Source organism: Streptantibioticus silvisoli, from assembly GCF_027947535.2.
Taxonomy (GTDB): domain Bacteria; phylum Actinomycetota; class Actinomycetes; order Streptomycetales; family Streptomycetaceae; genus Streptantibioticus_C; species Streptantibioticus_C silvisoli.
Genome location: NZ_JAAGKO020000007.1, coordinates 1 through 12,458, shown reverse-complemented (window position 1 = coordinate 12,458; position 12,458 = coordinate 1). Strand labels below are relative to the sequence as shown.

Annotated in this window: 13 protein-coding genes; 11 read left to right on the top strand and 2 right to left on the bottom strand. The window is 74.2% G+C overall.

Annotated elements, in window-relative coordinates; translation table 11 throughout:
- Nucleotides 1-230 precede the first annotated feature (230 nt).
- Nucleotides 231-1,052, top strand: coding sequence for a helix-turn-helix domain-containing protein (locus POF43_RS07100; RefSeq protein ID WP_372515894.1), 822 nt, complete (start codon nt 231-233; stop codon nt 1,050-1,052).
- Nucleotides 1,053-1,056: 4 nt separating this feature from the next.
- Here POF43_RS07100 and POF43_RS07095 read toward each other — a convergent pair whose 3' ends face one another.
- Nucleotides 1,057-1,425, bottom strand: coding sequence for a nuclear transport factor 2 family protein (locus POF43_RS07095; RefSeq protein ID WP_271318421.1), 369 nt, complete (start codon nt 1,423-1,425; stop codon nt 1,057-1,059).
- A gap of 373 nt (nt 1,426-1,798) precedes the next feature.
- On the bottom strand, nt 1,799-2,311 hold the full coding sequence (locus POF43_RS07090; RefSeq protein WP_372515880.1) for a PaaI family thioesterase: 513 nt from the start codon (nt 2,309-2,311) through the stop codon (nt 1,799-1,801).
- Between the two features lie 363 nt (nt 2,312-2,674).
- Between POF43_RS07090 and POF43_RS07085 the strand changes: the two genes are divergently transcribed.
- From POF43_RS07085 to POF43_RS07040, 10 genes are all read left to right on the top strand, one after another.
- The gene (locus POF43_RS07085) at nt 2,675-4,348 is read left to right on the top strand and encodes an aldehyde dehydrogenase family protein (protein WP_271318469.1); all 1,674 of its coding nucleotides are present in this window, start codon (nt 2,675-2,677) and stop codon (nt 4,346-4,348) included.
- Between the two features lie 133 nt (nt 4,349-4,481).
- Nucleotides 4,482-5,621: an acyl-CoA dehydrogenase family protein gene (locus tag POF43_RS07080; protein WP_271324835.1), complete on the top strand. Its 1,140-nt coding sequence runs from the start codon at nt 4,482-4,484 to the stop codon at nt 5,619-5,621.
- A gap of 67 nt (nt 5,622-5,688) precedes the next feature.
- Nucleotides 5,689-6,972, top strand: coding sequence for an aspartate aminotransferase family protein (locus POF43_RS07075; RefSeq protein ID WP_271324833.1), 1,284 nt, complete (start codon nt 5,689-5,691; stop codon nt 6,970-6,972).
- 2 nt (nt 6,973-6,974) lie between these two features.
- Nucleotides 6,975-7,460, top strand: a complete 486-nt coding sequence (locus POF43_RS07070; RefSeq protein WP_271324834.1) for a type II toxin-antitoxin system RatA family toxin — start codon at nt 6,975-6,977, stop codon at nt 7,458-7,460.
- 50 nt (nt 7,461-7,510) lie between these two features.
- Nucleotides 7,511-8,059, top strand: coding sequence for a hypothetical protein (locus POF43_RS07065; RefSeq protein ID WP_271316885.1), 549 nt, complete (start codon nt 7,511-7,513; stop codon nt 8,057-8,059).
- Nucleotides 8,056-8,655 carry a flavin reductase family protein gene (locus POF43_RS07060; protein ID WP_271316884.1) on the top strand — a complete coding sequence of 200 codons (600 nt, stop codon included), beginning with the start codon at nt 8,056-8,058 and terminating at the stop codon, nt 8,653-8,655. The genes POF43_RS07065 and POF43_RS07060 overlap by 4 nt, the downstream gene beginning before the upstream one ends.
- Nucleotides 8,652-9,635: a ferritin family protein gene (locus tag POF43_RS07055; protein WP_271316883.1), complete on the top strand. Its 984-nt coding sequence runs from the start codon at nt 8,652-8,654 to the stop codon at nt 9,633-9,635. Before POF43_RS07060 ends, POF43_RS07055 begins: the two co-directional genes overlap by 4 nt.
- Complete coding sequence (locus tag POF43_RS07050; RefSeq protein WP_271316882.1) at nt 9,632-10,645, top strand: beta-ketoacyl-ACP synthase III; 1,014 nt, start codon at nt 9,632-9,634, stop codon at nt 10,643-10,645. The genes POF43_RS07055 and POF43_RS07050 overlap by 4 nt, the downstream gene beginning before the upstream one ends.
- A 166-nt stretch (nt 10,646-10,811) precedes the next feature.
- Nucleotides 10,812-11,042: an acyl carrier protein gene (locus tag POF43_RS07045; protein ID WP_271318618.1), complete on the top strand. Its 231-nt coding sequence runs from the start codon at nt 10,812-10,814 to the stop codon at nt 11,040-11,042.
- Nucleotides 11,042-12,295 carry a beta-ketoacyl-[acyl-carrier-protein] synthase family protein gene (locus POF43_RS07040; RefSeq protein ID WP_271325894.1) on the top strand — a complete coding sequence of 418 codons (1,254 nt, stop codon included), beginning with the start codon at nt 11,042-11,044 and terminating at the stop codon, nt 12,293-12,295. The genes POF43_RS07045 and POF43_RS07040 overlap by 1 nt, the downstream gene beginning before the upstream one ends.
- Nucleotides 12,296-12,458 lie beyond the last annotated feature (163 nt).

Sequence of the window (12,458 nt, the reverse complement as noted above, 5' to 3'; positions counted from 1 at the left end):
CGGCGCCCCGCCCCGCCCCGGCAACCGCCCCTGACCGGCCCTCATGCCCCGTTGGAGCGCTGCCGCGTTCACCCGTGCGACCGGCTCCGCGCCCCGCGCGGCACGCCGGCCGGTCCGCGCCGCGCCCCGGGGGGCGAGCGGGCGACTTCGGCCACGCGATGGCCGAAGTCCGCTTCCGGCAGATCATCCGGACCGCCGGATCGGGTACCGTCCTGGTCATGACGACTGCCATGACCAGGACGGTCGACGACGTCAACGTCGGGAGCCTGTTACGGAGCTGGCGCAAGCTGCGGCGCATCACCCAGCTCGAACTGGCCCTGAAGGCCGACAGTTCCGCACGGCACATCAGCTTCATCGAGACCGGCCGGTCCATGCCGAGCCGGACCATGGTGCTGCACCTGGCCGAACAGCTCGACGTACCGGTGCGGGAGCGCAACTCCCTGCTGATGGCCGCCGGTTACGCCCCCTCGTACCCGGAGACGCCGCTGGCCGACCCGGCGATGACACCGCTGCGGGCCGGCCTGGAGCAACTGCTGACCGCCTACGAGCCGCACCCCGCCCTGGTGATGGACGGGATGTACGACGTGGTGGCCGCCAACCGTGGCGTGCGGATGCTGCTGGACGGGGTGGCCGGCCACCTGCTGCGGCCACCGATGAACGCCATGCGCCTGACGCTGCACCCGCAGGGCCTGGCCCCGCGCATCCGCAACCTGCCCGAGTGGCGCGCGCACCTGCTGGAGCGGATGGAACGGCAGGCCGCGATGCGCTCCTCGCAGACGTTGCAGAGCCTGTACGAGGAGGTCGCCGGCTACCCGGTGCCGGGCGGCGACGGCTCCCAGCCCGCCGCGCCCGGGCACACCGCCGCGGACGGCACGGCGGCACACCCGTACGCGCTGCCGCTGCGCATCGAACTGGGCGGCCGGGTGCTGTCGTTCATCTCGACGGCCACCACGTTCAACACGCCGATGGACGTGACCGTCTCCGAGCTGGCGGTCGAGACCTTCCTGCCCGCCGACCCGGAGACGGCCGCCGTCCTTCACGCGGCGCGCTGAACGCTCACGCCCCGGGCAGCCGGTCCAGGAAACCGGCGACCGTGGTGATGCGGCCGTCGTCGGCGAGCGTGATCACGTCGAAACCGGCGGCGGGCGCCGACCCGTCGGTCTTGTTGACCAGGTCCCAGGTGAAGCGCACCAGGTTGTGGTGCGCGTCCGGGGTGCCGGTCGGCTTGAACGCGAAGCCGGGGAACTGCTGCTGCGCGCCGGCGATCGCGGCCGTGATCCCGTCGTGCCCCTGCACCTCGGCCATCGGGTCGGTGTAGGTGGCGTCCTCGGTGAACGCCGAGGAGACCGCCTTGGCCAGTTCCTCGGGCGTGGCGGCGTTCCAAGCGGTGAAGTAGCGCTCGACAGCGTCCTCGTGAGCGGTCACGGCGGTGTCCTTTCGTCAGTACGGTGCGCCCGAACGGCGCGTTCACGGCAGCGCCCCGCGTCCCGCCCGGCGCTGCGGCCGGGCCGGGACGGGGAGCCGGGCGACGGCGGTGCCGGGCACCGTCTGTCGCCCCCATGTGCACCGAGCGTGCCGTACGCGCCGCGGCCGGTCGATTACCGCTGAGGTAATCAGCGGGGGAGCCGGGCCGCCGCCGGCCCCGGAACGCGGTGCCACGCCAACCCCGTCGCCGTACCGTCGCCCAACGCCGGGCGCCGGCCGCGGCCGGCCCCGGGGCGCCGTGCCACCGCCCGCCTCCACCCGGCCTCCGCCGCGCCTCCGCCGAGCGCCTCCGCCGGCTCACCCCGCCGCAGCGTCACCCCGCCGGAGCGGGACGCGGTGCGATGACCGCCTGGCTCTGCGTGGTCTGCCCGACCCGGCGGTCGCGGTCGTCGTAGAGATCGGTCTGCACGACGATGAACGTCCCCCCGACGTGCAGCGGTTTGGCCACCGCCCGCACACCGCCCTGCCGGACGGCGCGGAAGAAGTTCGTCTTGGACTCCACCGTGGCGGTGCCCGCGCCGGCCGGCAGATTGAGGTAGGCGCACACCGCGCCGACGCTGTCGGCCAGCGCCATCAGCGCCCCGCCGTGCAGCACGCCCCCGGCGGTGCAGCGCTCGGCGGACCACTCCAGCCGTCCGCGGGCGACCTGCGGCCGGGCCTCGGTCAGCTCCACGCCCAGCGCCACCGCGTACGGCATCGCCGCCAGCAGCCCGTCCGCGAGGTCGTCCCGGCCGGTGCCGGACCCGTCACCGGGCGAGGCGGCGGCGGGATCGGGCGAGGCGGCGGGGGAAGCGGGGGAGGAGGCGGGGGCGGTCGGTTCGGTCATGGGGAAACACCTCTCGCGCGGTCGCACCGGTGGGAAGGACGGGGGAACCCTATCGCCGCCCCGAAGACGACGATCACCGCCGAAAACACCCGCCGCGCCCGCCGGGCGGACCGGCGGGGCACCGGCCGGCGCGACGCCCGCCGGCGGGCGGCAACCGGCGGTCCGCGAGCATCAGTTGGGCGTCAGCGACAGGTCAGGCGCCCTTGCGACGATCGGCGCGATACGGCGGGACAGCCCGGCTGCCGCCGAACGGACGGTGAACGTCCACGCCACGACCCGTGTGCGCGCCCCCGGCGCGGTCCACGCCGGTCCGGCCTCCCCCGCTCGCCGGAACCTCACCGGATTCTCTTCGAAAGGCTCATCATGCTGCTCGACGGAACCACCGGGGAGAGCACGCCCCCGCGCCCCGGCCGCTGTGCGGCGGCACCGGACGGCAGGCCCGATGCCGCACCCACCCGCAGCTACCCGCTGTACATCGCCGGCAAGGACCTCGACGGTGACGGCTGGGTCTACACCGTCAGCGGCCGCGCGCTCCTGGAGGACGTCTTCACCAGCGTCTCCCTCAAGCGCTCGCTCGAACGCGACCCCGACTCCCCGCAGGCCGGCCACCCGTACGTGGTGGGGCGCTGCGCGGTCGCCGGCGACGGCATGATCGACCTGGCCACCGAGGCCGCGGCGGCCGCCGCGCCCGGCTGGGCGGCGCTGCCGCTGGACCACCGGATGCGGCTCGGCACCCGGTTCCGGCAGGAACTGGTCCGCCGGTCGGCGGAGTTCCTGCGGATGCTCACCGACGAGGCGCACCCCGCCAAGCTGGCCCGCTGGGAGCTGAGCTGCCTGCTGCAGATCTACAGCGAGGAGAGCCTGGGCTGGTACCGCCGGCAGATGCACACCGAGTTCCGGCACGGCGACCGGCGGCTGATCGTGCGCCGCCAGCCGGACGGCGTGGTCGCCTTCAACCCCCCGCAGAACGCCCCGCTGCCCAGCGCCGCCCTCGCCGTCCTGTGCCTGATGGCCGGCAACGCCGTCGTCATGCGGGCCCCGCGCAGCATCGCGCTGAGCACCATGTGGCTGATGCGTGACGTGGTCGCGCCGCTGCTGGACGAACTCGGGGCGCCGCCCGGCACCCTCAACGCGGTGTGCAGCAACCCCAAGCAGACCATGGACCGCTGGGTCGCCAGCCCGCTGATCGACGACATCTTCTACATCGGCGGCAGCGCGGAGGGACTGCGGTTCGAGCAGGAGTGCGTCGCGCACGGCAAGAAGCCGATCCTGGAACTGGCCGGCAACGACGGCATGGTGGTGTGGCACGACGCCGACATCCCGCTGGCCGCCGAGGCGGTCACCGAGGCGTTCTACGGCTCCGGGCAGATCTGCATGGTCCCCAACTACGTGCTGGCGCACCCGGCGATCGCCGACGAGTTGCTCGCCGCCGTCAAGGAGCGGGTGGCCGGCATCCGCCCGGGCTACCCGGAGGACGAGGACGTACTGCTGTCCCCGGTCCGCCGCAGCGAACGCTTCTTCCGGCTGCTGCGGCAGGCCACCGACGCCGGGGCGCAGGTGGTGACCGGCGGCCGGCGCACCGAGATCGACGGCACGCCCTCGCAGACCGGCGTCTTCCTGGAGCCCACCGTGGTCAAGGTGACGGGGCTGGCCGCGGCCCGCACCTACGACCTGGTGCGCGAGGAGACCTTCTTCCCGCTCATCCCGGTGATCGTGCCCGAGGAGGCGCCCGACGAGCAACTGCTCGACGCCTTCCTGGACTTCGTCAACAGCAACGAGTACGGCCTGCGCAACTCGCTGTGGTCGCGGTCGGACGGCGTCATCGACTTCTTCGTGGACCGCGTCGTCAACGGCGGCCTGCTGAAGGTCAACGACTCGCACATCGGCTTCCTGCCCTACCTGCCCAGCCACGGCGGCACCGGCCTGACCGGCGGCGCGTTCGGCGAGGCCAACTACCCGATGCTGCGCACCTCGCACGTCCAGGGCGTCAGCATCGGCCGCGACATCAGCCCGTACCGCGCCGTCTTCGGCGACTAGAGCTCGCGGCGCCGGCGTCGACGACCGCGCCGGCGCCGCGAATCCACCCCCGCCCCGGGCCGCCCGCGCCGTCCCGCCCCGGCGCGTCCGCGACCGGGCCCGCCCGTCCCGCCACCACCCCAGGAGGTTCCCCGTGCGCTCCCTCGACCAAGCCCGCACCGTGTGCGAGCGGTACCACCCGGGGCTGCTGCCAGCGCTCGCCGAGATCCCGTTCGCCGAGCGGGAGGCGCCCGGCAGCCCGGCGATCGACCTGTTCCGCAAGCACGGCGGCGCGGGACTGCTGGTGCCGCGGGAGTTCGGCGGCCAGGGGGCGGACGCGCTGGACGCGCTCCGGGTCCAGCAGGCCATCGGCGCGCTGTCGCCCTCGCTGGCCGCCGCCGTGTGCATGCACCACTTCACCGCCGCGATGCTCTACTCGCTGGCCGGCGAGCACGACCGGCTCACCCCGCGGCAGCGCGACCTGCTGGGCGCGATCGCCCCGGGCGGGCTGGTGATGGCCTCCGGCTGGGCCGAGGGCCGCACCCAGCAGAACGTCCTGCTGCCCACGGTGACCGCCCGCGCGGCCGAGGGCGGCTACCTGCTGACCGGCACCAAGAAGCCGTGCAGCCTGTCGGGCTCGATGGACCTGCTGACCGCCAGCATCGCGGTGCCCGGCCGGAACGGTGAGCCGGAACTCGCGCTGGCGCTGATCCCGGTGCCGTCCGCCGGGCTGACCGTCCACCCGTTCTGGGGCAACACCCTGCTGGCCGCCGCGGAGAGCGACGAGGTGCGGCTCGCGGACGTGTTCGTGCCGCGCGAGATGGTCGTACGCACCTCCCCCGAGGACCCGCACCGGCTGGCCGACCTGCAGACGGCCGGGTTCATCTGGTTCGAGACGCTGATCTGCGCCGGCTACGTCGGCGCCGCGGGCGCCCTGGTCGAGGCGGTCGTCGACGGCGGCCGCGGCATCCCGGCCGAACGGGCCGCGCTGGTCCAGCAGGCGCAGGCCGCGCTGGCGCTGCTGGAGGGCGCCGCCCGCGCCGTGCAGGCCGGCGTCCGCGGCGACGAGGCGGTGGCCGCCGTGCTGGTGGCCCGGTTCGCGGTGCAGGACGCCCTCCCGCAGATCGCCTCCCGGGCGCTGGAACTGCTCGGCGGACTGGACTTCGTCAGCTCCCCGGACCACTCCCAGCTCGCGGCCGCCCTGCGCGCGCTCGCCTTCCACCCGCCGTCCCGTGCCGCCTGCGCCGAACCGCTGATGGGCTACTTCGCCGGCTGCCCGCTGGAACTGGCCTGACCGGCCCGGCCGCTGACCGCCGGCCACCCGCCGGCACATCCGACGACCCGTGAGGAGTGACTAACCCGTGACCGTGATCGAGGAAGCCGGGGCGGACACCGAGCAGGAGATCCTCGGCCTGTACCGGGCCCATCTCAGCAAGGGAAGGGCCACCCTGGCCGAGCTGTTCGGCAGCCACATGGAGGTGTACTCCAGCGGCGCCTGGCTGACCACCGGCGACGGTGAGCGCTTCTTGAACGCCGGCGGGTACGGCGTGTTCATCATGGGCGCCCGGCACCCGATCGTCCTGCAGGAGGTGGAGCGGCAGCTGCGCACCCACCCCACCGCCACCCGCATCCTGCTGGAGCCGACCGTGGCCCGGGCCGCCGAGGCCCTGGTGTCGGTACTGCCCCCGTCGCTGGACCGGGTGCACTTCTCGCTGTCCGGCGCCGAGGCGGTGGAGACCGGGCTGAAACTGGCCCGCGCGGGCGGCTTCCGGCGCACCGTGTCGATGCGCGGCGGCTACCACGGCAAGACGATGGGCGCGCTGTCGGCCACCGCCAAGGAGGTCTACCAGAAGCCGTTCCGGCCGCTGGTGCCCGACTTCCTCCACCTGCCGTTCGGCGACGCCGCCGCCCTGGAGGCGGAGTTGGCCGCCCACCCGGGCGAGGTCTGCGTGATCATCGAACCGGTGCAGGGCGAGGGCGGGGTGATCATCCCGCCCCCCGGCTACCTCAAGCAGGTCGAGACCCTGGTCCGCGCGCACGGCGGCTTCCTCATCATGGACGAGGTGCAGACCGGCTTCGGCCGGCTGGGGGAGTGGTGGGGCGTCGACACCGAGGGCGTCACGCCCGACGTGCTGCTCACCGGCAAGGCGCTGGGCGGCGGGGTGCTGCCGGTCTCGGCGGCGGTCGCCACCCGCACCGCCTTCCGGCCGTTCGACAAGGACCCCTACATCCACACCTCGACCTTCTCCGGCCAGCCGCTGCTGATGGCCGCCGTGCAGGGCGCGATCCGCGCGATGAAGGAGGAACAGCTGGTCGCCCGGGCGAAGGACCTGGGCGCCCGGCTGCTGCCGAGGATCACCGAGATCGCCCACCGCAACATCCCCGAGCTGGTGGTGGAGGTACGCGGCCAGGGCCTGCTGATCGGCGTCGAGCTGACCGAGGCGGGCCTGGCCGGCGAGCTGCTGATCGAACTGTTCAACCACGGGGTCGTCGCCAACCACTCGATGAACGGCAGCGCGGTGGTGCGCTTCACCCCGCCCGCGATCCTGACCGACTCCGAGACCGACTACCTCTGCGACTCCTTCGACAAGGCCACCCGCGACCTCGTGCGCGGCTCGGCCCGGATGCCGGAAGGCGGCAAGTGATCATGCGACACGTCGAACTGGAAGCCCGGGTCCCCGCCGAGCGGGCGGCGACCGTCTACGAGGCGATGGGCCACTGGGAGCGCTACCCGCGACTGGCACCGCACGTCAACGCCACCACCGTGCACGCCGCGCCGCCGGCCGCGACGTGCGGCTCCAGCTGGGAACTGCACTTCCGCAGCGGCCTGCTGCGCTGGACCGAACGCGACGACTTCCGCCCGCAGGCGCTGGAGATCGGCTTCGAGCAGACCGACGGCGACTTCGACACCTTCACCGGGTGCTGGACGATGCGCCAGGACGACCACGACGTCGTGGTCCGCTTCGAGGCCGACTTCGACTTCGGCATCCCCAGCCTCGAAGGCATCCTCGACCCGATCGCCGAACGCGTCATCCGCGAGACCGTCGCCTGGGCGGTGACCGGTCAGTTCCCCGCCACCCGGCTGGCCGACGACGAGTTCGCCCCCGCCCGCCCGGACACCGTCGCCCGCTGACCGCGTCCGGCCGGCGGCCCTCACCGAAGCGTCCTCCCACAGGAGCACCCATGGACCAGGCCAACCCGTTCGAGACCCCGAGAACGTACTCCCTGCACCGCGCCGAGTACCTGGTCGCGCTGGCCGTCACCACCGGCCTGATCATCGCCCACCTGGGCGAGATCCGCTGGTGGGTGGCCGTCGTGCTGTTCTTCTACATCGACCTGATCGGCTACATCCCCGGCGCGATCGCCTTCCGGCGCAGCGGCGGAGCGCCGATCCCCAAGGCGTACTACGTCATGTACAACGTCATGCACAGCCTGCTCACCCAGGGGGCCGTCGCCGCCCTGTGGTGCTGGCTGGTGAAGCCGGAATGGGCGCTGCTGCTGATCGCCTTCCACCTCTTCGGCGACCGGGGCCTGTTCGGCAACTTCCTCAAGCCGTTCTCGCTGCCCTTCGAACCGGTGCGGCAGCACGGCTACCTGCGGCTGCTCGACGACCTGGGCGTGGCCCACCCCAAGCCGGTCGGCCACGCCGCGGACCCGGCCCCGGTCGGCCACGTCCCCGCCGCGAAGCGGCCGGCCGCCACCGCCCGTCCGCAGCAGGACGCGGTGCGGTGACCGCCGTGGACCGGTCCGGCGAGCCCCGCCGCGCGACCGCCGCGCCACCCACCGTCCAGGACGACGCGCAGCGCCGCCGGGCCCTGCGCCGGCTGGCCGTCCCGGTATCGGTCCTGACCGTCTGCCACGAAGGACGGCCGCACGGCACCACGGTCAGTACCGTCACCACCTGCTCGCACGAACCGCTGCTGCTCGGCGCCTCGCTGCGCGGCGGCTCCTCCTTCGCCGAACTGGCCGCCGCGGCGGGCCGCTTCGTGGTCAACGTGCTCAACGCCTCGCAGGCGGACGTGGCCCGCTGGTTCGCCGACCGGGCCCGGCCGGCCGGCCTGCCCCAGTTCGCCGGACTGTCCGGGCACGACGACCCGTACGCGGGCGCGCCGCTGCTGGACGGCGCGCTCGCCACGTACAGCTGCCAGGTCTTCGGCCGGTCGGCCGTCGGCGACCACGAGCTGCTGCTCGGCCTGGTCACCCACGCCTCGGTGGGCGAGGGCGACCCGCTGCTCAGCTACACCGGCGGCCTGTTCGCCGGCTCCCTCAGCCCGGCCCCGGTCAGCGGGCCCGGCCCCCGCAACAGGAAGGAAAAGGTGGCCCCATGACCCACCACGTTGCCCCCGAGGCGGACTGGGACAAGGCGCCCGGCCTGCTCGACGGTGCGAAGGAGCTCACCCTCGGCCCGGCCGAGTGCGACCTGGCGTACTGGTTCACCTCGGTGGCCCAGGGCACCCTGCGCGACCGCGGCGAGACCGGCCACCACCGCGACGCCACCGTCCCCGGCTTCCTCAAGGCCCCCGGCCCGCTGCGCGACGCGCTGATCCTGGAGTTCGGCTTCCGCGGGCTGTCGGAGGAGATCGCCACCCGGCTGCTCGGCCACTACGTCTCGCTCGCCCCCGGCCTGCCGGAGATGGAGTTCTACGCCACCCAGCTCATCGACGAGGCCCGGCACGCCCGGGTCTTCCGCAACCACCTGGTCGAACTCGGGCAGCCGGCCGCCTCGCTGGCCAGGGACATCGACGAGATGGCCGCCGACTACCGCGCCCGGGTGCTGGAACCGGTGGTCGACTTCACCTTGGACATCGTGCGCGACCAGGCCGACTTCGCCGGCGGCGTCGCCGTCTTCGCCATCGTCATCGAAGGCGTGCTGGCCCCCGCCGCCGAACTGAGCGAACGCAAGTGGACCCCGCTGTCCCCGGCCACCGGCGAGATCTCCCGCGGCACCGCGATCGACGAGATCCGCCACCTGACGGTGGCCAGCACCATCCTGCGCGACCACGTGGCCGCCCACCCCGAGTACCGGCCGCGGCTGCTGGAGATCCTGCGCGCCGGGGTGAAACTCTGGGACGAGGTGCCCGACCGGGAGTTCGTCATCCACCGCGAGGAGCTGTTCCAGAAGGGCATGCAGGAACACGCCGACCTCATCGGCGACTACGAGATCTGGCCCGGCGTCCGGATGCTCGACACCACCCCCGACCAGCGCTACGACATGGCCGAGCAGTGGACCGACGAGATGGCCGAGGTCCGCATGGCCTACATGGGCCTGCCGCTGGGGGTCCTGGCCTCCGCCGAGGACCCGGCGTGACCGCGGCACCCCCGCGGTCGGCCGTACTGGCCGGCATCGGCGCCTACGTGCCGCCGAACCGGGTGACCAACGCGGAACTGACCACCCGCCTGGACACCACCGACGAGTGGATCCGCACCCGGACCGGCATCGCCGCCCGGCACGTCGTCGGCCCCGGCACCGCGACGTCCGACCTGGCGGTCGAGGCCGGGCTGCGGGCGCTGAAGTCCGCGGGCGACGACCACGCCGACGCGGTGGTGCTGGCCACCACCACCCCGGACCGCCCCTGCCCGGCCACCGCACCGGACGTGGCGGCCCGGCTCGGCCTGCGCGGAGTGGCGGCCTTCGACGTCGCGGCGGTGTGCTCCGGCTTCCTCTACGGCCTGGCCACCGCGTCCGGGATGATCGCCGCCGGGCTCGCCGACACCGTCCTGCTGATCGCCGCCGACGCCTTCACCACCATCATCGACCCCGAGGACCGCACCACCGCGGTGATCTTCGCCGACGGCGCGGGCGCGGTGGTGCTGCGCGCCGGCCGGCCGGACGAACCCGGCGCCATCGGCCCGATGGTGCTCGGCAGCGACGGCGGGCTCAGCGACCTGATCGAGGTCCCCGGCGGCGGTTCGCGCGAGCGCTCCGGCGGCCGGCCCGCCGAGGAGTACGGCCGGTACTTCCGGATGGCGGGACGCGAGACCTACCGGCACGCGGTCGAGCACATGACCAGCGCCTCGCAGCGCGCCACCGAACTCGCCGGCTGGCCGATGGCGGCCGTCGACCGCTTCGCCGCCCACCAGGCCAACGCCCGCATCCTGTCGGCGGTCGCCGAACGGCTGGAGATCCCCGCCGAGCGGCAGCTGTCCAACATCGAGAACTACGGCAACACCGGCGCCGCCTCCCTGCCGCTGCTGCTGGCCCAGGAGGCACAGCGGGGCCGGCTGTCGGCCGGCCACCGGGTGCTGCTCACCGCGTTCGGCGGCGGGCTGGCCTGGGGCGCCACCACGCTCAGCTGGCCGCAACTCACCACCTCCTGACCGCCGGCGCACCCACGCCCGGTACCCCCCCACGCCCGGTACCCCCCACGACCGGCCCCCGCACCGCCGGCCCCGCGCACCCGACGCGCGCACCGGTGGAACCGCAAAACCGCACCGCCGGTCCCGCGCACCCGACCGACCGACATCACCGAAGGAGCAACAGGACATGTTCGAGCAGCTGAAGGACCTGCTGGTGGCCAAGCTGAAGGTCACCCCCGAGTCGATCGTTCCCGAGGCCACCCGGGAGGACATCGAGCTGGACTCGCTCGCCGTCGTCGAGCTGTCGATGATCCTCCAGGCCGAACTGGGCGTCGTCATCAGCGACGACGAACTGCTGGCCGCGGAGAACGTCGGCGAGATGGCCCGCATGATGGAAGAGCGGGGCGCGAAGATCTGATGGACGCTCACGTCGTTCACCGTGCAGCCGCCCGCGCGGGCACCGACGTGGCGGTCACCGGCATCGGCCTGGTCACCCCCGGCGGCATCGGGGTGGCGGCGAGCTGGGCGGCGGTCCGCGCCGGCCGGTCGCCGGCCGCGGCCGACCCGCTGCTGGCCGGCGGCCCGGTCGCGTTCTCCTGCCGGGTGCCGGGCTTCGACGCCGGCGCCCTGCTCGGGGAACGCCGCGCCCTGCGCCTCGACCGCTTCACGCAGTTCGCCCTGGTCGCGGCGGCCGAGGCGGTCGCCGGCGCCGGCCTGGACCCGCTGACCTGGGACGGCGCCCGGGTCGGGGTGGTCCTGGGCTGCGCCGACGGCGGTCCGGCGACCGTGGAGGGCCAGCACGACCGGCTGCGCGACCACGGCCCCGACCAGGTCTCCCCGCTGCTGCTCCCGATGCAGCTGCCGAACATGATGGCCGGTCAGACCGCCATCCAGTTCGGCGCCCGCGGACCCAACCTGGTGGTCGCCACGGCCTGCGCCTCCGGTGCCACCGCCATCGGCACCGCCCGGGACCTGCTGGCCCTGGACCGGTGCGACATCGTGCTGGCCGGCGGCAGCGAGGCGATGATCACCCCGCTGGTGATGGCCGGCTTCGCCCGGATGGGGGCCCTGTCCCGCCGGGCGGACGACCCGGCGGCCGCCTCCCGCCCCTTCGACGCCGACCGCGACGGCTTCGTGGCCGGCGAGGGCGCCGGGGTGCTGGTGCTGGAACGCGCCGCCGACGCGCGGGCCAGGGGCGCCCGGGTCCACGGCCGGATCATCGGCCACGGCGCCTCCGCCGACGCCCACCACGTCACCTCACCCGCCCCCGACGGCTCCGGCGCCGAGGCCGCCGTCCGTGCCGCGCTCCTGGACGCCGGCGCCGGTCCCGGTGACGTCCAGCACGTCAACGCCCACGGCACCAGCACCCAGCTCAACGACCTCGCCGAGGCGGTCATGCTGCACCGCGTCTTCGGCGGCGGCCCGCTGGTCACCTCGACCAAGGGCGTCACCGGTCACCTGCTGGGCGCCGCCGGCGCGGTGGAGGCCGTCCTCACCGTCCTGGCGGTGCAGCAGGGCGTCGTGCCGCCGACCGCGAACCTGGAAACGCTCGACCCCCGGATGGAGATCAAGGTCGCCGACCACGAGACGGAGACCCGGATCGACCTGGCCGTCAGCACCTCCTGCGGCTTCGGCGGCCAGAACGCGGTCCTCGCGATCGCCGCGCCCTGAGCTCCGCGTCCCGGCCGCCCCCGCGGTCCCGGCCCGGCCCCCGGACCCCCGGCAGGTGCACCCCGATGAAGACGCCCCTGGTGAAGACGCCGTTGCGGACGCCGCTCGTGCTCAACGTGGCCGGGCTGGCCGGTGTGCTGGCGCTGGCGCTCTCCGGCTGCGG